This window comes from Verrucomicrobiia bacterium (assembly GCA_019634625.1).
Lineage (GTDB): Bacteria > Verrucomicrobiota > Verrucomicrobiia > Limisphaerales > CAIMTB01 > CAIMTB01.
The window spans coordinates 20,424-45,013 of record JAHCBA010000017.1; the positions used below are offsets into that span (position 1 = coordinate 20,424).

The 24,590-nt window shown below is 65.5% G+C and carries 19 protein-coding genes; 2 read left to right on the plus strand and 17 right to left on the minus strand.

Annotation, left to right across the window (positions count from 1 at the left end):
* Window positions 1-111: 111 nt before the first annotated feature.
* From KF833_11760 to KF833_11785, 6 genes are all read right to left on the minus strand, one after another.
* Entirely contained in the window at window positions 112-2,991 is a 2,880-nt protein-coding gene (locus KF833_11760) for a hypothetical protein (GenBank protein MBX3745973.1), read from the minus strand.
* A gap of 226 nt (window positions 2,992-3,217) precedes the next feature.
* On the minus strand, window positions 3,218-4,921 hold the full coding sequence (locus tag KF833_11765) for a hypothetical protein (protein ID MBX3745974.1): 1,704 nt from the start codon (window positions 4,919-4,921) through the stop codon (window positions 3,218-3,220).
* A 19-nt stretch (window positions 4,922-4,940) separates the two neighbouring features.
* Window positions 4,941-6,416: a NapC/NirT family cytochrome c gene (locus KF833_11770; protein MBX3745975.1), complete on the minus strand. Its 1,476-nt coding sequence runs from the start codon at window positions 6,414-6,416 to the stop codon at window positions 4,941-4,943.
* Between the two features lie 171 nt (window positions 6,417-6,587).
* Window positions 6,588-6,935: a c-type cytochrome gene (locus KF833_11775; protein MBX3745976.1), complete on the minus strand. Its 348-nt coding sequence runs from the start codon at window positions 6,933-6,935 to the stop codon at window positions 6,588-6,590.
* 57 nt (window positions 6,936-6,992) lie between these two features.
* Window positions 6,993-9,170 carry a hypothetical protein gene (locus KF833_11780; GenBank protein MBX3745977.1) on the minus strand — a complete coding sequence of 726 codons (2,178 nt, stop codon included), beginning with the start codon at window positions 9,168-9,170 and terminating at the stop codon, window positions 6,993-6,995.
* Window positions 9,171-9,188: 18 nt separating this feature from the next.
* Window positions 9,189-9,875: a hypothetical protein gene (locus KF833_11785; GenBank protein MBX3745978.1), complete on the minus strand. Its 687-nt coding sequence runs from the start codon at window positions 9,873-9,875 to the stop codon at window positions 9,189-9,191.
* A 610-nt stretch (window positions 9,876-10,485) separates the two neighbouring features.
* On the opposite strand from KF833_11785, the gene rpoD reads away from it, so the two are divergent.
* The gene (gene rpoD, locus KF833_11790) at window positions 10,486-12,357 is read left to right on the plus strand and encodes an RNA polymerase sigma factor RpoD (GenBank protein ID MBX3745979.1); all 1,872 of its coding nucleotides are present in this window, start codon (window positions 10,486-10,488) and stop codon (window positions 12,355-12,357) included.
* A gap of 341 nt (window positions 12,358-12,698) precedes the next feature.
* On the opposite strand, the gene KF833_11795 is transcribed toward rpoD, so the two are convergent.
* Window positions 12,699-13,280: an SIS domain-containing protein gene (locus tag KF833_11795; protein MBX3745980.1), complete on the minus strand. Its 582-nt coding sequence runs from the start codon at window positions 13,278-13,280 to the stop codon at window positions 12,699-12,701.
* Window positions 13,281-13,328: 48 nt separating this feature from the next.
* The gene (locus KF833_11800) at window positions 13,329-14,573 is read right to left on the minus strand and encodes a PQQ-binding-like beta-propeller repeat protein (protein MBX3745981.1); all 1,245 of its coding nucleotides are present in this window, start codon (window positions 14,571-14,573) and stop codon (window positions 13,329-13,331) included.
* 140 nt (window positions 14,574-14,713) lie between these two features.
* On the opposite strand from KF833_11800, the gene KF833_11805 reads away from it, so the two are divergent.
* The gene (locus KF833_11805) at window positions 14,714-15,355 is read left to right on the plus strand and encodes a DUF4405 domain-containing protein (protein MBX3745982.1); all 642 of its coding nucleotides are present in this window, start codon (window positions 14,714-14,716) and stop codon (window positions 15,353-15,355) included.
* 25 nt (window positions 15,356-15,380) lie between these two features.
* Here KF833_11805 and KF833_11810 read toward each other — a convergent pair whose 3' ends face one another.
* The 9 genes from KF833_11810 to KF833_11850 all read right to left on the minus strand — a co-directional run bounded on the left by KF833_11810 (window position 15,381) and on the right by KF833_11850 (window position 24,584).
* Complete coding sequence (locus KF833_11810; protein MBX3745983.1) at window positions 15,381-16,109, minus strand: RluA family pseudouridine synthase; 729 nt, start codon at window positions 16,107-16,109, stop codon at window positions 15,381-15,383.
* A gap of 223 nt (window positions 16,110-16,332) precedes the next feature.
* Window positions 16,333-17,133 carry a histidinol-phosphatase HisJ family protein gene (locus KF833_11815; GenBank protein ID MBX3745984.1) on the minus strand — a complete coding sequence of 267 codons (801 nt, stop codon included), beginning with the start codon at window positions 17,131-17,133 and terminating at the stop codon, window positions 16,333-16,335.
* A gap of 796 nt (window positions 17,134-17,929) precedes the next feature.
* The gene (locus KF833_11820; GenBank protein ID MBX3745985.1) at window positions 17,930-18,499 is read right to left on the minus strand and encodes a sigma-70 family RNA polymerase sigma factor; all 570 of its coding nucleotides are present in this window, start codon (window positions 18,497-18,499) and stop codon (window positions 17,930-17,932) included.
* Window positions 18,500-18,687: 188 nt separating this feature from the next.
* Window positions 18,688-19,062, minus strand: a complete 375-nt coding sequence (locus tag KF833_11825) for a hypothetical protein (protein ID MBX3745986.1) — start codon at window positions 19,060-19,062, stop codon at window positions 18,688-18,690.
* A gap of 45 nt (window positions 19,063-19,107) precedes the next feature.
* Window positions 19,108-19,794 (minus strand): hypothetical protein, encoded by a 687-nt coding sequence (locus KF833_11830; protein ID MBX3745987.1) that lies wholly within the window; start codon window positions 19,792-19,794, stop codon window positions 19,108-19,110.
* 408 nt (window positions 19,795-20,202) lie between these two features.
* Window positions 20,203-21,465, minus strand: a complete 1,263-nt coding sequence (locus KF833_11835) for a 1-acyl-sn-glycerol-3-phosphate acyltransferase (GenBank protein MBX3745988.1) — start codon at window positions 21,463-21,465, stop codon at window positions 20,203-20,205.
* A complete protein-coding gene (locus KF833_11840; protein ID MBX3745989.1) occupies window positions 21,462-23,588 on the minus strand; it encodes an AMP-binding protein in 2,127 nt (708 codons plus the stop codon). Before KF833_11840 ends, KF833_11835 begins: the two co-directional genes overlap by 4 nt.
* A gap of 427 nt (window positions 23,589-24,015) precedes the next feature.
* Entirely contained in the window at window positions 24,016-24,144 is a 129-nt protein-coding gene (locus KF833_11845; GenBank protein ID MBX3745990.1) for a hypothetical protein, read from the minus strand.
* Window positions 24,135-24,584, minus strand: a complete 450-nt coding sequence (locus tag KF833_11850) for a BBE domain-containing protein (protein MBX3745991.1) — start codon at window positions 24,582-24,584, stop codon at window positions 24,135-24,137. The genes KF833_11845 and KF833_11850 overlap by 10 nt, the downstream gene beginning before the upstream one ends.
* Window positions 24,585-24,590: the final 6 nt, after the last annotated feature.

Here is a 24,590-nt window from a genome sequence, read left to right on the forward strand (position 1 = left end):
TTCGGAGGGCCGGGTTCCAGGAGGCCGCAAGGGTGTGGGGCGTTGGGTTGCGGACTCGCGGAGCTCGTCCCTCCGATTCGTTGCCTCCTCACAAACAGCGCCTGGGAGCGCCTATTCGGGGGCGTGGACGAAGCCGGGGTGGGCGGGGAGTTCGAGGGCGCCGGGGCGCTGGAGGGAATAGAGGACGATGGCCTGGGCGGCGTGATCGGCGGCGCGGTCGCGAAGGCGGGCGAGGGTGATGGCGCGGTCGCGGGCATTGTCGTCGGGCCGGTAGCGTTCGTGGGCCTGGCGATGTTCGGCGGCGAGCTGATCTTCGCCGAGCTGGGCGTGGAGGAGGGAAAGGTTGTAGTGGGCGGTGACGTTTTCGCGGTCGATTTCGAGGGTGCGACGGAAGCGGCGGACGGCTTCGCGGAGGTAGTGTTCGCGGGCATCGCGGCGGGCGGGTCCCCGTTCCATCTTGGCGCGTTCGAAGAGGGCCTGGCCGAGTTCGTTGATGACCTCGTAATCGCGGCTGAAGTCGAGGCCGCGCCGGTCGAGTTCGGGGTAGCGATCCTCGAGGATGCTGGTGAACTCGGCGATGGCCTCGTCGAGGAAGCCGTTCTGTTTGTTCACGAGGCCGTTGAGCCAGGCGAGGGTCCAGCGGGGGGCCGGGGGATCGAAGCGACCGGGTTCGCCGGCCCGCTGGAGGGCGGTCACGGCGTCGGCGAGGCGGCCTTCCTTGAAGAAGACCCGGGAGAGGTTGGCGGGTCCGTCGAAGCGACCGAGGCGTTCGACCTGTTCGAAGGCGTGGGTGGCCTGGATGAGTTCGCCTTTTTCGCTGCCCTTGTCGCCCTTGTTGAGGAGCCCGATGCCGTAGTCATTCCACCGCTGCCATTCGGGAATGGCGGAGGGCGGGTTTTCGACAGGGCTGTGGTCGCGTCCGGCGATGGGGAAGCGGATGGCGTCGCGGGCGATGATGCGGATGGGGAGGTCGTTGGTGACCTGGAAGGGATCGCCGTTGGTGTAGCCGGTGCCGAAGACGTAGTTGAAGTAGATGGTGTCGAACTTGCGGTAGTTGAGTTTGACCTCGAACTCGAGGGGTTCGGTGAGGTCGTCGGGGACGGTGAAGGCGTAATGGACGACGAACCCGGCGCCGGGGGGGATCTGGTTGTTGTAGAGGGGGGTGAAGATGTCCTGGGGATTGCGGCGATCGATGCGGTTCCCGTCGCGGTCGAGCATGTAGACATTGACGAAGTGGGACCAGGGATCGACTTCGCCGTGGGGTCCTAGGCCGCCGCTGCGGGCGACCACGCGGGAGCCGCTGCGTCCGAGGACATCGACCCAGATCTCGTTGGAATCGACGGTGCCCTGGGAGAACAGGTGTCCCAGGCGGAGGGTGCGGAGGACGACCTCGAGCAGGTAGGAACGGCCGGGTTCGAGGGCGGGCACCTCGGGGCGGAGGGGGGCGATGAGGCGGCCGTCGATGGTGGCGTCCTCCTTGACCCCGAAGATGTCCACGCGGAGGGAGTTGGTGCCGAACTGGCGATGGGCCTCGATGATGTCGGTTTCGCCGCGCAGGTGGGGGAGGGCGGTATTGGCCGAGGGGAAGAGATGGCTGTGGATGTAGCGCTGGGAGGGATTGGTGGGATTGAAGAAATTGGCGCCGAAATCCTGGGACGGCTGGAGGGGCATGTGGCAGGCGTTGCAGCTCTGCTCGGTGGTGGGCGGGTAATAGAAGGAGCGGGCGCCGTGTCCGACGCCGCTGAGGAGGAAGGCGTCGTAATGATTCTGGCCGCGCAGGAACTCCTTGTAGTGATTGACCTCATGCGGGATGGAGACCTTGTGACAGGAGCCGCAGAATTCCTCCTCGCGCATGAAGGGTTTGAGGAAGGTGCGCTTGTGGAATTCGGGCTTGGCCTTGACGAGCTGGTTGTTGATCCACTGGAGGACGCGGTTGGTGGAGTAGGCGAAGGGGTAGTGGACCGGTTCGTCGATGGTGTAGTCCGCGTTCCCGATGGCGCTGTCCACGGAGACGATGCCGTGGCAGGAGGTGCAGGTGATCCCGGCATGGGCCGTGGGGTGGTGGTTCATGTCGAAGTGCGGGTCATCGAAGGCCCCGCTGAAGAAGGGGACGGGATCGTGACAGCCGGCGCACCATCGGGAGGCCTTGACGTTGCCATCGCGCTGGAGGGCGACCTGGCGGGTCTCGTTGACGCTGAACAGGTAGAACGGGTTGTTGAAGGAGGAGAACCGGTGGGCGCTGTGGAACCAGCCCTGGTACACGTCCTCGTGGCACTTCCGGCAGTAGTCGTCCATCATCAGCGTCCCGGCCGGAATGAAATTGCCGGAGACCGTTTTGGCGGCGGACGGGTGGAAGTACTGACGACCTTCGGCGGAGGCGAGCTGGGATTTCTGGGGGTGCTGGGAATGGAGGAAGACCATGGCCAGAACGACGGCCCCGACGGCGCCGACGCCGATGAGTCCGCCCTTCCAGCGGATGCGGGGACCGGCGAGGCGATGGAGGATGTAAAGCCAGACGCAGAGGACGGGGGTAATGACGTGGGCCCAGTAGGCGAACGAGCGGAGCTGGGGATCCTTGAGTCCGATATTCTTGAACTGGAAGAGATCGATGCGGGTGAGGGCCACGCCGCTGACCAGGACGACCAGGGCGGTGAGGAAGAGGGCGTAGCCGACGCGGACGGCGCGGCGGTTCGAGCGTCCCCGGGCGTTGCGCATGTGGATCAGGCCGAAGACGAGGAACGGGACGAGGAGCAGGAACCCCAGCAGCAGGTGGAGCCCGAACATGAGCTGATAGAAGTAGGTCTGGTACAGCGTCGGGCGATGGAGCCATTCGAGGAAGGTGATGGCGCCGAGATAGGCCGAATTGGCGCCGAGGACCGCGACCAGGACGAAGACCGCATACAGGACCCAGCGCAGGCGGGGGCCGATGGCGGGGACGTACTTCCGCCGGGCGGAGGGCGTCTGCGGCGGTGGGGTTGGGGCGTCGCTCATAACGGTGGGCCCAACCGTGGCACGTTCGATCCTGCAAGGCCGGTCCGGTGGGACGCGGCAGTATGCAAAGGGAGGGGGAGGGTTGACGAGGATTGGGGCGAGCTGCTGGAAAGCGGGGGCGGGATGCGGGAAATCCGGGGTGAGCGGGCCCGGGGGGATCCAACATGGAAACGGCCGGTCAGGGTTGGAAGCCTGCCGGCCGTTCCGCTGCCCCCGTTCCCGGGGATCATTCGGCCATGGAAGCGGTCACCAGCTTCCTGGCCTCATCGAGCAGGTGACGGGCGTACATGCCATTGTGGACGCCGTAGCTGCCGTCGTGTTCCACCATGTAGAGGAAGAACCGGGCCTGTTTGATGGCGTCGGGGACGACCGACTGCTCGGCGGGGGTTGGGCCGCGCGGGGACGGAAGGTCGGGGCGCTGGCTGATCTGGCCGGCCACATTGTATTCCCAGGTGAGTTTGCCGTACTGGGTACGGAGCGGTTCCGGGGCCCTGGTTTCACCCCAGGTGTCGAGGAGGGCTTTGACTTCGGCGATCTGGTTGCGGACGAGGCGCTGGGTGAAGCCCACGAAGGCTTCGGCTTCCTCGGGAGTGTGACAGGGTGCGCAGTTGACGGACAGCGGTTTGAAGGAGTGTCCGGTCAGGTGGAACTCCTCCTCGGACGGCCCGCCGAATTCGAAGCCGGCGGTATGGCAATGGGTGCATTGCCTGGCGATATCGCGGTGGGAGGAATGGCGCGGTGTCCCGAGGGAGAAGCCGACATCGCCCACGAGGAAGTTGTATTGAGGGGAGTGATGGGGGGGACGGGAGGTGTCCTGCCAGCGGGCTCCGCGCTGGTTGTGGCATTGTCCGCAGAGATTGATGTCTTCGCGGTATTGCGCGGCGAAGGTGGTGTTGGTGGACGTGCTGTAGGAGAAGAAGTCCATCGAGTGGGGCGGATTGCGCAACTGGGAGCCGAAGGCGGTTTTTTCGTGGGCGGTATGGCAGACGGAGCAGGTGATCGCCGTGTGGGCGGCGTGGGTTTGGGCGGGCATGGACGGCGGGGTGTCCTCGTCCTTGAGACCTTTCAGCATGGCGAGGCGGACGGCGCCGGAATGGCAGGCGCCGCAGGACCGCATCCGGGCCTCGGCGGTGGCGGGATTGGTGTGCTGGAAGTCCGCGGCGAGGCTGGGAGTGACGGCGCGGTGCCCGGAGGTGAGCCAGTCATCGTACAAGGGGTGATGGAAGTCGTTGTGGCAACCACCGCAGGTCATGGAGGCCAGACTGACGACGGGGCGGGCGAGGAGGTCGCCGGGATCGGCGACATGGCGGCCTCCGGGGCCGTGGCAGCTTTCGCACTGGACGCCGCCGAGGCGCGGGGTGGCGGCATCGCTGACGAAGCCGCCTGGGAGGCCGTAGCCGACGGTGTGACAGGGGAGGCAGGTCGGGTTCGAGGCCTGGCCGATGCGTTTGAGGGTTTCCAGGGCCTGTCGGTGGGGGGATTCGGCCCAACCCTGGTGGGCGGACCGGTGACAGGCGAGGCACACGGTGTCGCCGAGGTAGTCGGGGCGGGGCGCCTGGATTCGGAAGAACCCCGTTCCGGAATCGGCGGGTACGGAGAGGGAATGATCCGTGGTGGGGCTGCCCACGGCCGTCCAGGAATCGGCGTCGAGGCTGGAGCGTTGCTCGATCCGGTAAGGACCGCCGAGGCCGCTCCAGCGCAGGAGAAGTTCCAGGTCGCCGTCGCCCTTCTGGATTCCGGTGATGGCGGGGCGGGGGTCCACGCCGCCGCGCCACGGATGGAGCACCAGGGAATCGGCGGGGAGGGGTTCCCGGGGCAGGGCGGACGGCGCCGCGAACGCCGGCGCACCGAGATGGATCAGGAGGCCCACGGCCACGGCGTGGGCGAGGGAATGGAGGTGCGCGTGGCGTGTGTGGGTCGCGGGCTTCATGGTTTGTCCTGGGATGAACTCAATCGAGCATCAGCCCTCCTGTGTGGCATTGGTGACAGGAGAGATCGGTGTATTCGGAGTCGATGTGGAAGAAGACATGGCCATCGGCGCTCAGATTCCGCAGTTCATCGGGAGTCGAGCCCTGGGCGAGGATGACATGGCAGGAATTGCATTCGCTTCCACCGATCCGGCGGCGTCCGTCGGCGGTGGTGTGACTGCCGTCGTGACAACGGAAGCAGCCGGGCCAGTCCTTGTGGCCGAGATTGTCGGGGTAGGCCCGCCAGTTGGCCTTCATCGCCGGGAAGAAGCTCTGCTGATAGATCTGCTGGGCCGAGGAGACGAGGGATTCGATGCCGGAGTAGCCGCGGTAGATCCCGCGGAGCGCCTCGCCGATCGTCTGCATGGCCTCGGCATTGGAGGTGTAGTCGCGGGTGAGGAGGGCGACCACATTGGAGCGCACCCAGGGGAGGGCCGGATTGATCTGGCCGGAATGGAGGGCGAGGTCCATGGAATCGTTGGGGCTGCGGAAGCGGTGGGCGGGGCGGTTGTGGCAGTCGAGGCAGTCCATGCGACGCACCTGGGCGGGATCCGGGTCGCCCGAGTAGTCCGGGGTCCGGTACACGGTGTGGGTGCCGTCGGGGTGGGTCACCCGGACCCAGGGGATGGTCTGGCGCTGGGGGTCGGAGGCGTAGTACTCGACCTTGTTGGTGAGATTGATGTGCCAGTGGATGCCATTGCCCAGGGTGGGGTGGGTGTCCGGGGCGCCGACAAGAAGGAGCATGCGGACGGTGAAGGGGCTGTTGTCCTCGTCGGAGAGGAAGCGGTGATAGGTCCGTTCGAGGTTGCCGGAGATCTTCTCGGGCCAGTGGCATTGCTCGCAGGTTTCCTGGGCGGGACGCAGGTTGTGGACGGGGGTTGGGATCGGGCGGCTGTAGTTGTCGGTGAACGTCGCCAGGAGCTGGTGAACGCCGTTGATCTTGGCCTTGATGTAGTGTTCGGCACCGGAACCGATGTGGCAGTCCACGCATCCGACCCGGGCATGGGGCGAGATCAGGTAGGTGGTGTATTCGGGGTGCATGGGTTCGTGACAGGCGGTGCCACAGAACTGGGTGGATTCGGTGTAGTGATAGGTCTGGACGACCCCGACCGCGGTGATCAGGAGGAAGGCGACGGCGCCGGCGACGAAGAACTGGAGGATGCGGCGGTCGCGGGGCCGGGAGAGGTCGATGATCAGGGGATGCGCGGCGGCACCGGATTTGCGGACGTGGCGGCCATGGATGCGAAACCCGACGAACAGCATCAGGGTGCCGGCGAAGAAGAAGGCCGGTGTGACGATGTAGGCGAGGATGCCGACGTAGGGATTGCTCTGGCGGTTGAAGACATCGACGGCGAAGAGGAGCAGGAAGGCGAAGAAGGCGGCGGTTGCGAGGATGGCACCCGCGGCGCTGAGCCAGTTGCGAAAGAGCCGCGTCTTGTCGAGCCAGGGGGTCTTCATGGAATCGGGATACCTGCGGGGTTCGGGAATGCCGTCATGGAATGCGCGTCAGGCACGGGGCTGGATCGGAGAAGGCCGCGGGACGGATTTCGCGGTTTGGTGGGGGTGGGAGGCCCGGTCGCCGTCCGGGAGACGCGGCGCCGGGCCATGAGAGGGACGCGGCGCGGGGCGCTACTTTTTCGCGAAGGTCCGGGTGTACTTGATGAGGGCGAGCATTTCCTCCTCACTGAGTTTGTCGGTGAAAGGCTTCTTGATTTCGGTGCCGCGTCGATCCTTGACGCCCTCCTTGAGATTCTTGAGGGCCTTTTCGTCGGTGAACTCCGCGATGACCTTGGGATCGGTGAAGTCCTTGGCACCGACCTTGCGGCCCATGGTGGTCTTGCCGGTGCCTTCGCGATGGTGGCATGAGGCGCAATGTTTGGTGTAGTTGGCGGTGACGGCCTTGAGTTCGGCATCGGTGAAGTCGCCCATGGCGGGCATGGCGACGGCGAGGGGGGCGACGATGATGAGGTGCTTCATTTTCTTGTTATGGTTTTTATTGTGGAAGGCTGACTGAGTGCCGGGGTGGGGTGCGGGTCAGAACAGGTAATGGGCGGAACTGTAGAGAAGGTGGGCATGGTAATCGTTGTTCCCCCCGGACTGGGTGCTGCGCGCCTGGAAATAGCCGTACCGCAGGTTGACGCGAAGCCGGGGGTGGATCCGGCGGGTGATCGTGGCGAGGACGCCGTGTTCCTCGAGGCCGGAATTGTAGGGCTGGGAATCGAGGAGCCAGGCTTCGAAGTTGTCGGCGAGGTAGTAGCGGTACTGGGCCTGGAGATCGGTCCGGTGATCCAGCACGAATCCGGCGGTGGCGTTCAGGCTGAGGTAGTCGTTATCGGCCGGGGCGAGGACGGACGCGGCGGTGGCGGCGGAGCGGGTGCGATCGAGGGCGTAGTGGGCGGAGGGTTGGAGATAGAAGCGGGGGAAGGGGGTCCAGGTGATGGTTTCGCTGAAGATGTGTGCGGTGCTGGCGGCGGCGGTGTGGAAGTCAAGTCCTGTGCCGCGGTGTTCGAAGGTGTTGTGCTGATAATCGTAGCGGCTGATCAGGGTGAGGTTGCGGAGCGGGCGGAAGGTGACGCGGAGATTGACGTCGTCGGTGACAAAGTCCTGTTCGCGGATGAAGGCGGGGTAGAGGCCGAAGGGATTGATGTGAAGGGCGGACGTTTCGCCGTACCGGTTATCCCGTGCCTTGCGGTAGTATTGGGCATGCAGGTTGAGGCGGGTCAGGGGGTACCACAGGAGGCCGGCGGTGTATTTCTGTGAGAAGCGGTCGAAGTCGGTATCCCGACGGAGTTCGATTTCGTCGTAGGCCGGGAGTCTCTGGATTTCCAGGAGGTTTCCGTCGCCCTGGGTCCAGTCGGCACGCGAGTAGAGGACGACATTGGTGATGCCGGTGTAGCGGATTTCGAGGTGCTGGGAGAGGTCGAGGGTATCCCGGGCATTGGCGGCCTGGCGGTCCATGGGGACCGTGCCGGTGTCGAGCCAGGAGGAGGAGCCGTCCAGGGTCTGGTGCTCGATGCGGACGGACGGGATGACCGCGAGGTGGGGGAACGGGGTCCAGAGGAGGTTGAGATTCCAGACGTGCTGGTCGAGTTGGGCGCCGCCGGTGAGATCGAGGAAGCCGACATCCCGTCGTCCGAAGATGGGGTCGTAGATGGGGTCATGACCTGCTCCGGCGATACGGCTGCCGCCGAAGGTGGTGTCCAGGGTGGTGAAAAGGTAGGCGCTGGAGAGGCGGAGGCGGTCGTGAAAGAGGGTGTCCACGAAGGCGCGGGCTCCGTAGAGGTCGCGCTCGATCCGTTCGGTCTGGGTGATGTGGCGGTCGGACGATTCCCCGGGGCGGCGGCGGAGGAGAAGGGCCGAATCGAGGTCGGAGGTTTCGTAGGTGAAGCCTGCTCCGACGGTGGTGTTTCCGAGGGCCTGGCGGACATCGAGGGAGACGATGTCGGTGGTTTCGTCGATGCGGCGGAGGGAAGGGACGATGGCCCGGACGCCGAAGCCGCCGGTGAGGCCGGTGTCGCCCCAGTGGGTGGAGCTGCGGAGGCCATCGCGGTAGAGGTGGCGGTAGCGGAGGGTGATGTCCGGGAGGCCTTCGCGGCGAAGGCCGGCCTCGAATTCGGCGGAGCCACGGGCGAGTTCGAGGGGGTCGTCGTAGAGGTCGATCCACTGGGCATTGGCGGGGAACCAGCCGCCGGATGGATCATCGAATTCGAGACGGCGGCTGGTGCCGACGCGGACGTAGCCCCAGTCGAGGTCGGTGTACTCGAGTCGCACCCGGTAATCTTCGTAGGCGAAGAGGGAGTGGGCATCGATGCGGAAGAGGCCGCGTTTGCCCACATCCTGTTCGAAGCGGAAGGACTCGATGCCTCCGAAGGCGGTGGCGGGGAGGCCGAGGCGGCCCTGGGCGGCGGCGGCATCGCCATGGACCATGAGGCCCCCGACGGAGACATCGAGCCAGTTGCGGAAGTCGCCGGGAACCGGGTCCAGTTCTGGAAGTTCGGTGTCGGGGAGATCTTCGTCGGGGAGATCGACGGGTTCGGTGGCGGTCGGGGGCGGGCCGGGTTGCGGTGCGTCGGGCGCGCCTTCCTGGGGGGCGGGTTCCGGGGAGGCGCCGATGGCGTGGGCGTGGAGGGCGACGGCGAGGATCCCGGAGAGCCATGGGGTCACCCGAGGGCGTTCGGCGGGCGGCGTGGGAAAGCCTGCGGGGGTGTTCATGGGGTTGGGGGTGACGGGTTAGAAGCGGAGGGATTGACTGACCTGGGAGCCGTGGACGGCTTCATGGCAGCCGGCGCTCCAGCAGGTGCCGCGGGAGAGGAATGCGGTGTGGTCGATGGTTCCGATGGCGATGCGGCCCGGGGCGGGTTGATGCTGGAAATGGCACTTGAGGCAGAGGATGGCGTTGCGTTCGGTCAGCATTTTGGCGTTGACCGAGCCGTGGGGTTGGTGGCAGGCGACACAGCCTTCGCGCATGGCCTCATGCTCGAAGATATGGGGTCCGCGCTGGGCTGGGTGGCACTCGAGACACGTGGCATTGGCGGCGAGGAGGGCTGCACCACCGCGGACGGCATCGCCACGGTGAGGATTGTGACAGGCGCTGCAACCCATGGAGCCACGTCCAGCGTGTACGGCTGCGTGGGCATCGCCGACCGGGTGACGGTGGGGGAGGGCGAACTGGCCGCGGAGGTGGGCATGGCACTGGTAGCAGCTCTCGGGATTGCGGTCTGGGTTCACCAGGGTTCGGGCGGCGCCGCCGCTTTCGACATGGATGCTGGCCGGGCCGTGGCAGGATTCGCAGCCGACGTGGATGGCATTGGGTCCCCGGGCGACCAGGCGCGCATGGGCGGCGGTTGGGAAGTGGAGGGTGATGGCCTCGTGGCATTGGGCGCAGGATTCCGAGCCGGCGTAAGTGGCGCCTCCCATGACGTGGGGCATGACCACGGTTCTCGGGGTGGACGTGGAGCAGGAGACGAGCAGACCGGAGAGAGCGAGGGTAGCCAGGCCGACGAGGGCGATGAGGGCGTGTGGCCAGCCGGGGAGCCGGCGGGGAGGGGCGGGTTGTTGGGGGGCGGTGGTCACCGGATCGGGAACGGCGATTGGGAGGAGTTTGGGCCTGTCAGGGGCTTATCCTTGGGATTACTGGGCGGCAGCCAAACCCAACTCAGAAAGGGGCCACCAACCGAACCTTGCCATGATCGGCCCAGAAATTGGCTTGAGAATTCGGAGGCGGCCCGGGGGTATGGGGTGGGATGCAGGGGTGGAATGACGCCTGGCGGATTCGCGGGGGTGGTGGGGGAGGTGTGAGTTTCGCGGAGCGTGGTCTCGATGGCGGGGTACGGTGAGGCCGCAAGGGTGGGGTGCTTTGGGGGTTAGGGACTCGCGGAGCTCGTCCCTCCGAGTCGCTGGCTTCCCGCCCAGACCGCCGGGATGCACCGAATGAAGCCAAGATACTTCTCTGACTTCTTGACGTTGGGGCGAAGGGTTGTCATGGTGCCCGACCTTTTCGGTGTTCATTCAGTCCATTACGTCCGGTATGACCAAGCCCAAGGCGCGCACGACAGCGCGCAAAGCCCCTCCCGCCAAGGCCGTTTCCAAATCCCGCAAGAAGACCGAGACCGCCGGCGCGGTGTCGGCCGAGGTGAAGACCGGGGTGGAGCCGGGGATGGGGGCGGCGGGGGCGATGGAATCGGAGGCTGGATCGTCGTGGAGCACGGGGCCGGGGCCGGGGGTGCTGGAGCGGATGGAGGGGGGGGAGGAAGGGGCGGCGGCGCGGCCGGGGGAATTCAACGTCCAGGACAAGGTCAAGGAGCTGGTCAAGCTGGCGCAGGAGCAGGGGTACCTGACGTACAACGACATCAACGATGCGTTGCCGGACGGGATGGTGACCCCGGAGGAGCTGGACGAGATTTACATCAAGCTGCGGAACCTGGAGATTGAGATTGTCGATCAGTCCGAGGTGGACCGGGTGAAGCAGCCGGAGGTGGAGGAGGAGGACGAGAAGGCGCGGCTGGACATCCTGGACGACCCGGTCCGGATGTATTTGAAGCAGATGGGGCAGGTGCCGCTTCTGACGCGGGAGCAGGAGGTGGAGATCTCGAAGCGGATCGAGGATGCGGAGAACGAGGTCAAGCGGATCATCTACAGCTTTGGGTTTTCGGGGAAGGAGCACATTGCGCTGGCGGAGAAGCTGGTGGCGGAGCCTCCGAAGGAGCGTTTCGACCGGGTGATCATCGACAAGAAGATCGACAGCCGGGATCTGCATCTCAAGGTGTTGCGCAAGCTGGTGAAGGACGTGCGGGGGATCGACCAGCATGTGGACGAGAAGTACCGGGAATTGCTGGGGGCGACGCAGAAGGCGAAGCAGGAGAAGTCGCGGGAGGAATTCGTCAAGCTGGACGCCAAGCTTCAGAAGTCGTTTCCGAAGTTCTATTACAAGCAGAAGGTCATCGAGGAGATGGCGCTGGTGGCGGACAACGTCCACGACAAGTTCCAGATGAGCCTGAAGACGATCCACGATCTGGAGCCGCAGAAGAAGGTTCCCCAGCTCCAGATGATGATCGAGGCGGAGCGGCGGAAGGTGGCGGCGCTGGAGGAGTTTGTGCGGATGTCGTGCGAGCAGTACCTGGGGGCGTACCGGGAGCTGCAGGATTTCTCGAAGAAGGCGCTGCAGGCGAAGACCGAGATGGTGGAGGCGAACCTGCGCCTGGTGATTTCGATCGCGAAGAAGTACACGAACCGCGGGTTGTCGTTCCTGGACCTGATCCAGGAGGGGAACATGGGCCTGATGAAGGCGGTGGAGAAGTTCGAGTACCGGCGCGGGTACAAGTTCTCGACCTACGCCACGTGGTGGATCCGGCAGGCAATCACCCGCTCGATCGCGGACCAGGCGCGGACCATCCGCATCCCGGTGCACATGATCGAGACGATCAACAAGCTGATGCGGGTGCAGAAGCAGTTGGTCCAGGATTTCGGGCGGGAGGCGACGCCGGAGGAGATCGCCGACGAGATGCAGATGCCGGTGGACCGGGTGCGCGCGGTCTTGAAGATGGCGCAGCAGCCGATTTCGTTGCAGAGCCCGGTGGGGGACAGCGACGACACCAGCTTCGGGGACTTCATCGAGGACAAGTCGGCGGAGAATCCGTCGGAGATGACCAGCTACAGCCTGTTGAAGGACAAGCTGAACAACGTGCTGGACACGCTGACGGAGCGGGAACGGAAGGTGTTGGAGCTGCGGTTCGGGCTGGTAGACGGCTACAGCCGGACGCTTGAGGAGGTGGGCAAGCAGTTCAAGGTCACCCGCGAGCGGATTCGCCAGATCGAGGCGAAGGCGCTCCGGAAGATGCGGCATCCGACGCGGATCCGGCAGCTCCAGGGCTTTCTCGAAGGCGAGGAAGTGCTGGCCTGAAGTGGGGCGGCCATGAGCCGGGGTCGGGGTCGAAAGGGACGAAAGGGACGAAAGGGACGTAGGGGACGTAGAGAGGGACCCGCTTCGCAGGAAGAATGGGGAGGCGTCAGGGACCCTCGCGGCGCTGTGCGCCCTCACCCGCCACGGACCGTCGAACTCGAAATCGTGGTCGGAATCGGGCTTTCACGTTTCGCCAGATCCGTCCGAGACGGAATGCGGGTTCAGCGTGGCTGGGTGGTCTTGGGAGGCTCACGCTGAAGCGTGTACACCCAACCGTCCTGCCCCCGATGCCGACCCCGACGCCGATCGGAGAAGGGAGGCTGAAAACCGCCAGCCGAACTTCAGGCCCTGGCGGCTTCTGCCGGCTCCGCTTGCTCCATGAAGGCGTAGCAGAGCATGTGCAGGATGCCCATGTGGGCGTCCTCGACGCGCCCGTAGTGGGCATCGTCCACGACGACCACCTGGGCGGCGATTTCGGCCAGGCGCCCGCGTTTGGCGCCGACCAGGGCGACGGTCCGGAGGCCCTCGCGTTGCGCCCAGGCGAGGGCTTTCACGAGGTTGGGCGAATTGCCGCTGACACTGACCGCGATGAGGACATCGCCCGGGCGGGCGTAGTTTTCGAGCTGGCGGACGAAGATGTCCTCGTAGGCGTAGTCATTCCCGAGCGCGGTGATCCACGGGAGATTGTCGGTCAGGGAGAGGCATCGGAAGCGGCGTCCGAGGGCGTCGGAGGCGCCCTTGCCGAGGTCGGTGACGAAATGGGAGGCGCTGGCCGCGGAACCGCCGTTGCCGATGGCGAAGATCTGGCGGTCTTCGGCGAGCGCCGCTTTCAGCGACTCGAAGACGGCCATGACGGCGGGGAGTGGGATGGAATCGAGGGCGGCCTTTTGTTGCGCCCGGTAGCGGTCAAGCCAGTCCTGCATGGGAGGGCAAGGGTACGGCGGGGGACGTTGCGGACGCCAATGCAATGATCAGCGGGTGCCGAGGCCGTAGAGATGGCTGCCGGTGCGCAGGAACAGGCGTCCGCCGGACAGGGCCGGGGTGGTGTAGCAGAACTCGGCGAGGTCGTTGGTGGCGACGGGGCGGAAGGCAGCCGGGCTGGCCTCGAACACGGTGGTCTTTCCCTCGATGTCGGTCGCATAGATGTGGCCGTTGGCGAGGATGAGGGAGGATCGGAAGCGCCCGCCGAGGCGGTGATCCCAGACCGGCCTTCCGGTGCGGGCATTGAGGCAGAAGAGCATGCCCTCATCCACGACGACGTAGAGGTGTCCATCGTGGAAGACGGGCGAGGGGACGTAGGAGGCCTGGCGCCAGTCGGACCAGGCGACATGGGATTCGGTGACGTCGCCACGACCGGAGAGGCGGACGGCCATTCGGGAGCGGTTGGGATAGCCGGCGGAGGCGAACACCATGCCGTCGCCGTGGACCAGGCCGGCGACGGCGACATCGCTGGGGCCGCGGACCCACCAAAGGAGATCGCCGGAGAGGGCTTCATAGGCGCGGATCTCGTCGCTGCCGGCGACGATGACCTGGTCCAGGGAACCTTCCCGGACGACGAGGGGCGGGATATGCGAGATGCGCCGTTTGCCCGGGGTGGCCCTCCAGCGTTCGCGTCCGGTGGCGGCATCGAGGGCGAGGACGGCGGCCTCCCCTTCCTGACGGCAATCGAAGAGGACGAGGTCGCGATGGAAGATCGGGGAGTAGCTGTAGCCGTGTTCGCCTTCGAACTGGAGGGGTTGGACCGCCCAGAGTTCCCTGCCGTCGAGGTCGAAGGCACGGAGATCAACACGGTCACCGGCCTGGAACGAGGTGACGACCCGGGAGCCGTCGGTGGCCGGGGTGGACGAGGCGCTGCTGTTCTCGCGGTGCATCGCGTCGCGGTCGCCCTCGAGCACTGTCTTCTGCCAGACCGGGCGGCCGCTGGTGGCATTGAAGCGCATGAGGACGCGGTGTCCGGAGTCGGGCAGAATGGAGGTGAGGAAGACGGCGTCGCCCCAGACGATCGGGGAGGAATGGCCTTCGCCGGGGACGACCGTTTTCCAGAGGACGTTGTCGGTGGGGCTCCAACGGACGGGGATGCGGGTATCGAGGCTGGTGCCATCGCCGCGGGGGCCGCGGAACTGGGGCCACGGTTCGGCGGCCTGGAGATCCGGTCGGACGCCCGGGGCCAGGAGCAGCAGACTCAGGAGCGACGGCAGGCAGGGAACGACGCGCATGAGGCGGGAGGGTGCGCGGACGGCCGGGGGTTGGCGAGTGGGGATTGAGCAAGGGCGATTCACCCCAAAAGGATTTACGGGCTGGCTCCGTTGGGCGAAGTGGATGGGAAACCCCAAGTGGGGATGAAAGCGAGGCCTCGATGAAGCGCAGCAGCTTGAATTTTTGGGTGGATGGGGTGGCGGCGGTGCTGATGGTGGGGATGATCGCGACGGGACTGGTGATCCGGTTCGTCCTGCCGGCGGGAAGCGGGAGCCGGCTGGAGTTGTGGGGATTGAACCGGCACGGGTGGGGGGACTGGCATTTCTGGCTGGCGGTCGGGTTGGGAGGGGTGGTGCTGGTGCATGTGGCATTGCATTGGGCGTGGGTGTGGGCGGTTGGCGGGCGCCTGGCGCGTGGAGGGGAGGTGGGAGGTGCAGCGGCGCGGCCACATCGGGCTGCGACGTGGGGCGTGGCGCTCGGGCTGATGCTGGCGCTGGTCCTTTGGGGCGGCATGGAGTTGGGACGCCGCCAGGTGCGGGAAGCAGCCGGGTCTTCGGAGGGTGGGGACCATGGGATGCAGCGTCGTGGTGGGGTGCCCGTGGAGGCCGAGGATGGGGAGGAGGTGTTGCGCGGTTCGATGACGTTGGCCGAGGCCGCGGTGGCGCGAGGGATTCCGATCGAGGCATTGCGGCGGCGGCTGAACCTGCCGGAGGGTGTTCAAGAGGGCGAACGGCTGGGACGTGTCTGTCGCGAGCAGGGCATGTCCATGGCGGAGGCGCGTCGGCGCCTGATGGCGCCGTGAACGGGGGGGGGCGCGGGCGCGGGCGCTACGGCGTGGCGAAGCGGGGAAAGGCGGCGAAGGCGGGTTCGGGGGGTGCCTCGAAGCGCCAGTCCCGGTCGCGCCAGCAGAAGGCGAGAGCTGCGGCGTGGAGGGCCTGGAATTCGAGGAGGAGCGCAGCGCGATCGGCGTCGGTCTGGCGTCCTTCGACGAAGCGGAGGTACCGGAGGGGATCGCCGCCATAGATCTTGTCACCGACGATCGGGTGCCCGGCATGTTCGAGGTGGATGCGGATCTGGTGCTTGCGGCCGGTGAGGGGTTCGGCGCGGAGCAGGGCGAAGGGTGCGTTCCGCCGCTCGAAGCGCGACACGACGTGGAATCGGGTGGCGGCCGGCGCGCCATCGAGCCGGACAGTATCCCGGATGGCCACCGGGCTGTCGGGATCGGGGCCGAGGGGCGCCTCGATGGTGAACGTTTCTGCCGCGGGGTGGCCGTGGACGATGGCGAGGTATTCCTTGTGGACGGCGCGCGACTGAAAGAGGCGTCCCAGTTCGGCGGCGGCTTCGCGGGACTTGACGGCCACGGTGACGCCGCTGGTTTCGCGATCGAGACGGTGGACAAGAGTGACCCCGGTGTCGGGCAGATGAAGGCGCAGGCGGCTGATGAGGCTGGACCAGGCGTCGCCCTTGGTCGGATGGCAGACGAGACCGGCGGGCTTGTTTACGACGAGAAGGTCGGCGTCTTCGTGCAGGATGGAGAGCCGGGCGGGGAATGACACGGTTGCGGCTGGGGCTGGGGAGGAGGAGGGGAAGCCCCGGGAGGGCTTCGTGCCTAGCCGTAGCCCGGCAGCAAGGTCGGGAGCGCTGGCTTGGACGTATCGGGCAAGAGCCTCGTCGTTCGCTCGTTGCGACACTCCGCTCCGAGCCGCGCCTCGCTCGCTTCAGGTCGATGCCCGAAAGCCTTCGGCACCATCGCTTTCCTCCTTACTGCATGGATACGGCTTAGAGCGGCACCGGGATGGGCCTTCGTTGTTCGAACCGGACCGTTTCCGTGTAACCGCAGTCCCGGGCCAGGGCGACGGCGGCGGGGAAGTCGGCGGCCACCTCGTCGGGGTGGTGGGCGTCGGAGCCGAAGGTGAGGAGGACGCCACGCTGGCGCGCCAGGCGGAGAAAGGCCGGGGCGGGATACATTTCGCGGCACGGCTTGCGGAGGCCGGCTGTATTGATCTCGATGGCGACGCCGTGGCGGGCAGCGGCATCGAGGAACGTTTCGAAGAGCGGCGTGCAGTCGCATCCGGGGACGAACCCGAATTTCTTGGGCAAATCCGGATGGCCAATGATCTGGAAGAGTCCGCTCGAGGCGGCGGCGGTAAGTCGGTCGAAGTATTTGGCCCAGACGTCGAAGGCATCCCGCGCCCGCCACTGATCGAGCTTGGCGGGGTTGTCGATGTCCCATCCCCCGTCGATGTAGTGCACCGAGCCGATGAAGTAGTCCCAGTCATGCCGGGCGGCGAGCTGGCGGATCCAGTCTTCGTGGCCGGGGATGTAATCGACCTCGAGGGCGGCGCGGAGGGTCAATTGGGGAACCCGCTCGCGTGCGAGGCGAATGCCGTCGAGGTAGCCGTCGAGGGCCGCCAGCGCCATGTGCCAGTTGTCGAAGTCGTCGCGGGGCATGGGATTGTGTTCCGACAGGCCGATCTCGGTCAGGCCGCGCCGGGCGGCGCTGAGAGCGAGGTCGTAGGGCACCCCCTCGGCGTGATGGCAGAGCTGGGTGTGCATGTGGTAATCGGGCGGCAACGGCACCGGAGGAGGGTAAGGGCCGGGCATGAGGTGTCGAGGGGAACGACCGTGAGGGCCTTCGGCCGACGCACCCCATTCACCCCATTGCCCGGCCGTCCGGCCGATCCATCGAACGGGGACGTGGGTGCAGGGTAAATAATCAGTAATCAGCCAGACACATTACTATTGACCATTGAGCGGGTATCCACACGGGTCTGGGTGGGTGGGGTGGGTGGGGTGAAAATGGACCGAAATTCTGTGCATATGAACAAGTTTTAAGGCGATTCCAAGGTGGCTTTTTCGGTAAAAAGTAATGAGACAGACAGAGTGATGTTGATTGTTGACCAGGGGCGCATGCGGGTCTGGGTCGGAGGGGTGGGAGGGACGGGGGGGGGGTGAGGCGAGAATGGACCGAAATTCTGTGCATATGCACGAAGTTTAAGGTTGAAAAGGGTTCGAAGCAAATGCACTCATGGTTAGGGTAGATGGACCGCAGGGGACAGGAGTCGATCCATCCGGTAAGGCGCTAACCGACCGGAAGAGGTATGCCGGCATCGTTCGCGATGAGAATGGCACCGACGATCGCCGGGCAGGTGCAGACGTCCGTCCGACTCCGTGGGCGCCGGGCTCGTTGGTGACGGCATCCGCTCCGGCTTGACGATCCATGGCCGGGCGTTGGCGGCTGCAGGAGGTCCAATTCCCGGCGCCAGAAGAGGCCAAACCCATGGGTGAAGTCGTGACGGGCAGGCTGACCAAGGGACCGGGAATGACCTGCTTCGGGTCAGCACGCCCGGACCGACACGGAAGGTCCGCCTCGGCATCAGGCCCGGCCGCGAGGATCACCCGTGGACGGTGGCGTCGATACGGCGGGGGAGGGCGTCATTTCGACCTTCAACCACGCGCGGGCGTAGGCCATCCATTGTTTCGCCGTGGGAACCGCAATCCCCAGAACCTCCGCAGCCTCCTCGAAGCTCAGCCCTGCGAAATACTTCAGGGTGACGAGTTTCGCCTTGCGCGCATCCACAAGCGCAAGACTTTCAAGGGCGTCGTTCATCGCCAGCAGCCGGTCGTCCTCTTCCGGCGCCGCGACTTCGAGGTCGTCCAAGTCAACCCTCGCGGGGTGGTTCCCCCGCTTGGCCGCCTGCCGCCGCCGAGCACGATCCACGAGGATGCGGCGCATGACCTCCGCTGCGGTAGCGAAGAAATGCTGTCGATCCTGCCATGTTCGGTCACCCGCGCCGGCGAGACGGACCCAGACTTCGTGGACCAAGGCTGTAGGTTGGAGCGTGCGTTCCCGGGATTCCCCGGCGAGTCGATGGGCCGCCAGTCGCCGCAACTCGTCGTAGACCACGGGGAGAAAATCTGAGGCATTTCGCGCCTCGGGCACCATGTGCTCGCGGCCGGGCAAGGAGCCACTTTGCGGTTGGAGATTGCTGGCCAAGGATTCTGCCATGAGCTGGCGCTGACGGGCGTGCTTTCGTCAAGTCGCCACATCTGCCTCATGCGCCAATCGCAGCGAGAACGCGGGGTTCATGTTGCGGACGTCAACGTGTTTCGGGAGCTCCCTCGGGGCATCGTTCAAAGGCGCCTTCCCAGTCTACGCAGACCGAGCAGCAAGAGACCACCACCGAGGAGGAAGCCGATCAGGTGCAACCCCATGAATCCCCCCGACATCTGGAGCCACAAGAAGCCGCCGGTCATCACGATCCCTCCGACGAGTGTGAAGAGAATCCCCTCGACCAGCCGCAGGCGCAGGGATGGATGGCGAGTGACATCGAGATTCGACGAGCGATGAAGCCGGATGGAGGCAGTCGCCGAGGTGAGGGCGACGATACCAAAGAACGCGAGGCGGCCGTAAGCGAGGGTATTGACTTCGGCGTCTCCGATTAGAGGGGCTTTGCAGAGTTCGATGACCAGGAACAGCGACGCCAGGATGCAGACAGCGCCCGACATTCCGGAGAGATGGTACATGGGTTGGAAGGAAGTCTGGCGGGGGTCTTAACTCGTGAATTCTCGCACCAGGCCGTAGCCGACGGCCGCGATGCCTGTCCAGGTCAGCACCCGGGCGAGGAAGGCGGCCGCCGATGCGAGGGATCCAGTACGCTGCAGGGATGCGGTGGTACCGACCTGCCTTCGGACGCGATGCGCGAGTGCCGAGGCGAATGGGCCTCCGACCAGCCATGCGACCAGGGTCAGGGGCAGAATGAGGAACGTGATCACCATGCCGCCCTGATCGTTGAACGTGCCGGGCGGCCTGGTAATTACCCAGGCCCAGGCAAGGAGGATGGTGGTCCAGGCGGCCAAAGTTAGGGCGAGACTGAGGGTGGCTCCGGAAGTAGCGACGATGTTCCGCGAGCGCCACCTATCGCCCGCCGGCCCTGGCGGCGGTGGGACGGTGAGCGCCTCCAGGCACGAGGGACAGCGGATTTCGCGTCCGACCCATTCCGATGGGCAGGCGATCTTCTGGTCGCACTGGAGGCAGGCGAACTTCAGCTCGCCCGAACTGCCTGTTGCGGACGCATCCGGCACACCGGCTGTGGATTCCTGAGGACCGTCCGCAACCTCCCGGCTTCGGACCCGGGCCCATCGATGGGCCAGCCATGCGCCCAACGCACCCCCAGCCAGTCCATATCCCCCGAGAAAAGCTCTCGCGAACACGGTGCCGAAGAAGCCGATCCAATCCATGAATTCACTTTCACCGGAGAGCGCGGCGACCAGGAAGCCCACGATGAGCGGAAACGAGATGGCGAGGGAGGTTCCCAGCGCACCCAGGAGCGCGCCGTAAACGGCAGGACGACAATCAGGACAGGCGCTTCGTGACCGTGTCTCGCCGGGAAGCTCATGTGCGGCTCCGCGATCCGCATCGCGGTCCCCTGGGGTTGGGATGGGTCGTTGGATCATGGTCGTTCGCATCGGTTCCTCACAGCGCCAATTCCACGGCAGCAAAGCCATCCGAATCCGGCCCCCACCAGATCCGGTGTGCATGGCGGCAAAAGGTGCCGATCTGCGAGCGGGAGCGTGCATCCATTCTTTCGGGGCGTGCATCGAAGGAATGCTGTGGATGGGATTATGAAGCGTGCGGGGCGGAGATCGTTATCGGGCGCGACACGACGCTGTGGCGGACCCGAGGATTTCGCTCCGTTCCTGAAGGGGCACGGGCACGTCGACGGTCAGCATGTCCTGGATTCGCTGACGGAGCTCGCGCGTCAACACGGCGGCGGAGGCACGGAGGTTGCGTCCGTTTTCGCGTCCAGAGGGTCCTATCTCGATCGGATGTCCGAACGAGATTTCGGCGAATCGCGCCGCGGGGTAGGTGCCCGCCCCGAGGACGTCTTCGTCGAGCTTGAAGAGGGTCTCCGCGATGCGATCGAGGGTGGGGCGACTCTCCAGATAACGGCCTCGGTAACTGTACAGTTGCTGGGCGGCGAACAGGCGATCCAGATCGTCATCGAGCTGCTCCCTTCGTTGGGGATGGCGGCTCGCGGCGTCGCTGAGCAACTCGAGGCGGATGCGGTGGCGAAGGGTGCTGATCCTTGGGGAAAGTTCGGATCCCATGGGTTGGAGGTCGTGCCGTCGTTCGACGCTCCCGACGAGGAATTCCTGAAGCCAAACGATGCGTTCATGTAGGTCGCCGCGGCGTGTCTCACCCAGGAATTCCTCCTCCTTGATGGAAAGGAGGACGCTTCCGATTCGTAGGATACGGTCGGTCACGCCGAGATGCCGCTGGGGTTTCCAGGTGATGCGGCGTTCCAGGACCTCCAATCGGCGCGCGAATGTCCCTTCCACTGCCGGATCATGCCGGATGCGGATGGCAGTGGGGATGGCGTAGGCCCGCCTCCCGAGGGGTAGTTTCCCCGCGACGCGCAACGCGATCGTCGCGGGTCCCTCATTGAGCAAGTCGAGTTCCTCGTGGTGGTGGTAGATCTCGCCTTCCGGGAAGATCACCAGTGGATGATGCCCCGTGCGGAGAAGGCTCATCGCGGTCCGCAGGGCAGCGAGATCGTTGCCTTCGCGATCGACGGAGAAGGCGCCCGAGCGTTGAAGGACAAATCGGCTGAGCGGGCCCCGCTCGAAGCATTCCCGGGCTGCCATGAACTGGAAGGCGAGCCCGACTCGGCGGCCGACTTCAACCAGGAGACAGGGGTCGGCATGATCGGCATGGTTGGGAGTCACCAGGACGGACTCACCTTTCCGGGCGAGGCGAATGAGCTCCTGCTCCCCCTTGACCGACAGGCGTCGGATGCGAAACCGGAACCGGAGGAACCCGGCCGAAATCAGGTGAAGCAATGGGCGAAACCAGCGCGCCGACCGGGGCGGCCGAAAAACGTACGGTTTCTGGGTCCGCTGCAGGTTCACGAGGCAAGGCTCCTGGCGAGTTCCTTGATGCGACGGAGGTCAAGCTTACCCGATCCGAGCTGGGGGAAGCTTTCAACACGGAAGAAGGCGTCCGGCTTCGGCTTCCAAAGGTTGGGAAGATCAGCTTTGGCCAGTTGGTCAAGGCAGGCGCGCAACGGCACGTCGGGCAGGGTATGCAAAACCACCAGGCGTTCGCCCTTGCGTTCGTCTGGCACGCTGGTGACGACAAACGTCAACTGGGTGACGGCGGCCAACTCGTGCAGACATTCCTCCACCCGGAGATGCGGCACCATTTCGCCGCCAATCTTACTGAACCGGCTCAGGCGGTCGGTGATCCGCAGAAAGCCGTCGTCATCCATCGTGGCGATGTCTCCCGTGACGTACCAGCCCTGGCGGAAGGCACGCGCCGTGAGGTCGGAGCGTCCCAGGTACCCCTGCATCACATTCGGGCCGCGCACGAGCAACAGGCCTGGTTGCCCCGCTGGAACGGGCTGTTCCGTCACGGGATCCACGATGCGAACCGCGATGCCAGGGAGGGGATGGCCGATGCTCCCCCGCTTCGCACCGACCTGCAGGACGCCCGTGGTGCGGAAATCGTGGGTGTTCACCGCCACCGCAGGCGCGCATTCCGTGCATCCGTAGCCTTCGAAAGGTCGGATGCCGAACTTGTCCTCGAACGCCGTCGCCAGGCGATCCGGCAACTTTTCGGCGCCGACCATGACAACGCGCAGGCTGCCGAAATCGTCCGGGCGGCAGCCGTTGAGGTAGAGCTGAAGAAAGGTCGGGGTGCCGAGGAGGAAGGTCAGCCCGTAATCGCGAACCAGGCGACCCACGGCCGCCGCATCCAGCGGAGTCGGATGGTAGGCAACGCCCAGCCCCAAGGTTGCCGGGAGGCAGAGCGTGGCCGTGTAGCCGAACGAGTGGAAGAAGGGCAACACCCCGAGCATCCGATCACGGGAGTTCAGTCGATAGACCTGCGCCAACTGCGCGATGTTGGCGGCCACGTTGGCATGGGTGAGCGGGATGCCCTTGGGATCGGCGGTGCTACCGCTCGAGAAGATAATGGTGGCAAGGTCGTCCGGGCGGGCGTGCTGGGTTCGCCCCAGAGCCCGTTCCAGCCAGGAAGCCGGAAGTAGCCCGCCCATGGCCAACGCAACGAGTCGTTCGCCCCATCGCGGTTTTCCGACAGCGTCCTCCAGGGCCAACACGGGGCAGGGCGGGTTCACCTTCGCTTTCTCCAGGAAGAGCCGGGAGGTGATCAAGGTGCGGATTCCGCACTGGCTCAGACAGGATGCGATGGTTTGGCTCGAACTCGTGTAGTTGAGGTTCACCACGACCTTCCCGGCCAGCAGCGCGGCGAAGTTGACCAGAGCACCTGTCACAGAGGGAGGCAGGAGGATGCCGACCTTCTCCTCCGCGGCCCAGTGACTTCGCAGCTTTCGGGCCAGGTGGATCGCGCCGGCCAGCGCGGCCAGAAATCCGAGAGAAGGAACTCGGGCATCGCCCATGGCGAACCGGAACGGGTGACGCCGTGCGGTCCGCCGAAAGGCTCGGTGAAGAGGTTCGCACACTTGTGCCCGCCGCCGCCAGGCCTCGCTCACCGCCTCCTGCACCGCGTTCCGGATCTCAACGGCGGTCGTGGCGGAGGAAACGGGGTTTCCGAAGTGCACCCAGACCGATTCCCGCCACCGGGACCACCCCCGGCCCGGGGCGATCACAAGCCCCACCGGAACGATGGGAGCCTCCACTCCTTTCATGATCTCCTCGCTGTCTGTCCCGAAGGGCAACATCTGGCCCGTCCGACTTACCTGCCCTTCGCCGAACACGCAGACCCATTGGCCTCCGCGAAGGGCCTCGGCGACCTGCCGAAACCGGTCCTGAAGTTCGCGCGGCGACGCGGCGCGGGGCAGGACGATCGCCTCGCAGCGAGACGACCCTGCGCCGGCCACTCGCAACGCCGGGTCGTCCTCCCTCAAGACGACAAGCACGCGCCGCCGGAGGGCGCCGGCAATGATCAAGGCATCGGAGGCGGACACATGGTTGGAGACCAGGAGCGCCCCGCCCTCCGAAGGCAGGTGTTGCAGTCCGTCGGCTTGGACGTCTCGACCCCGCGCCAAGGCCATGCGTGCGAAGATTCCCAGCCATCGTGAACGGCTTGCCTCGCTGCCCTCACCGTAAACGGAACCGCCAACGGGGGTGGATCGGGCCGTCCGCTCGAATTGCGAAATATTGGAGATTGCCGCTCGAGCGCTCGTGGTGGTGCCGTTGGTTGACATGGGATGCCACTCATAGAAGCGCAAATCCCGCGCGACAAGTATGTCGAGGACATGCAGCGGACCGAGCCAGCCCCGGCCTTCCGGGACGATCAGACCGAGAACCGTCGAAGCGCCTTTCCAACCAGCAGACTTGGGATCGTTTCCCTGATCAGCGCAAAACCGGCTGCCGCTGCCGCCAGCGTTCCCCAGTCCGGCACAGAATCGATCAGACTGACCAAGGTGAACGTTATCATTCAACCCGCGAGCTCTACGACTTCCACATGCGAGTCCGCGGCTATCTCGGGCATACATGCAGCGAAACCCCGTTCCTCGGTCGAAGCATGAACGCAGGATTGGGAACCGGGGCCGACGCCGTCGGTTCGAACCGGAATCGACGGAGCCACGTGGCCAGGATCAGACCCATCTCCATCCTGGCGAAACCCTCGCCGATGGAATGTTCTGGTTCAGCCGAAACAGGTGGGATGGATCAAACCTGGCCTTCAACGCGGCCAATCGCTGAAACTTGGCCGCGCCAAACGCCGCAGTCATGCGTTCGGGAGCGGTCTCGGCTTCGTAGTCCGGATAGAATCCGGCGGAACCGAACCTCTCGGCGGTCCCCCAGGATTCCCGCATCCACGCCCGGTTGGATTCATCCTCGTCGGTCGAATTCCACATGCCCACCCACAGCAGGATATGCAGGGCGTTGCGATAGGAGACCGCCGTTGCGTCCGCCGGCACGCGCCCGACCGCCCCGCCCGGGGTGTAAAGCACCACGTGGCTCTGGGGTGAAGGCACCTGGCGGCACCGTTCAATCAGCAATCCGATGGCGTCGGTGTTCAGATCGTTCACGTAGGAGGTCTTCATGAGTCG

Bases quoted from the DNA above. Each gene is read 5' to 3' on its own strand.
- KF833_11800 (MBX3745981.1), bottom strand. From the start codon at position 14,573: ATGCGCGTCGTTCCCTGCCTGCCGTCGCTCCTGAGTCTGCTGCTCCTG.
- rpoD (MBX3745979.1), top strand. From the start codon at position 10,486: ATGACCAAGCCCAAGGCGCGCACGACAGCGCGCAAAGCCCCTCCCGCC.
- KF833_11795 (MBX3745980.1), bottom strand. From the start codon at position 13,280: ATGCAGGACTGGCTTGACCGCTACCGGGCGCAACAAAAGGCCGCCCTC.
- KF833_11780 (MBX3745977.1), bottom strand. From the start codon at position 9,170: ATGAACACCCCCGCAGGCTTTCCCACGCCGCCCGCCGAACGCCCTCGG.
- KF833_11775 (MBX3745976.1), bottom strand. From the start codon at position 6,935: ATGAAGCACCTCATCATCGTCGCCCCCCTCGCCGTCGCCATGCCCGCC.
- KF833_11845 (MBX3745990.1), bottom strand. From the start codon at position 24,144: ATGGGTCTGATCCTGGCCACGTGGCTCCGTCGATTCCGGTTCGAACCG.
- KF833_11785 (MBX3745978.1), bottom strand. From the start codon at position 9,875: ATGGGAGGCGCCACTTACGCCGGCTCGGAATCCTGCGCCCAATGCCAC.
- KF833_11760 (MBX3745973.1), bottom strand. From the start codon at position 2,991: ATGAGCGACGCCCCAACCCCACCGCCGCAGACGCCCTCCGCCCGGCGG.
- KF833_11765 (MBX3745974.1), bottom strand. From the start codon at position 4,921: ATGAAGCCCGCGACCCACACACGCCACGCGCACCTCCATTCCCTCGCC.
- KF833_11840 (MBX3745989.1), bottom strand. From the start codon at position 23,588: ATGGCCTTGGCGCGGGGTCGAGACGTCCAAGCCGACGGACTGCAACAC.
- KF833_11825 (MBX3745986.1), bottom strand. From the start codon at position 19,062: ATGTCGGGCGCTGTCTGCATCCTGGCGTCGCTGTTCCTGGTCATCGAA.
- KF833_11805 (MBX3745982.1), top strand. From the start codon at position 14,714: ATGAAGCGCAGCAGCTTGAATTTTTGGGTGGATGGGGTGGCGGCGGTG.
- KF833_11830 (MBX3745987.1), bottom strand. From the start codon at position 19,794: ATGGATTGGATCGGCTTCTTCGGCACCGTGTTCGCGAGAGCTTTTCTC.
- KF833_11820 (MBX3745985.1), bottom strand. From the start codon at position 18,499: ATGGTGCCCGAGGCGCGAAATGCCTCAGATTTTCTCCCCGTGGTCTAC.
- KF833_11770 (MBX3745975.1), bottom strand. From the start codon at position 6,416: ATGAAGACCCCCTGGCTCGACAAGACGCGGCTCTTTCGCAACTGGCTC.
- KF833_11850 (MBX3745991.1), bottom strand. From the start codon at position 24,584: ATGAAGACCTCCTACGTGAACGATCTGAACACCGACGCCATCGGATTG.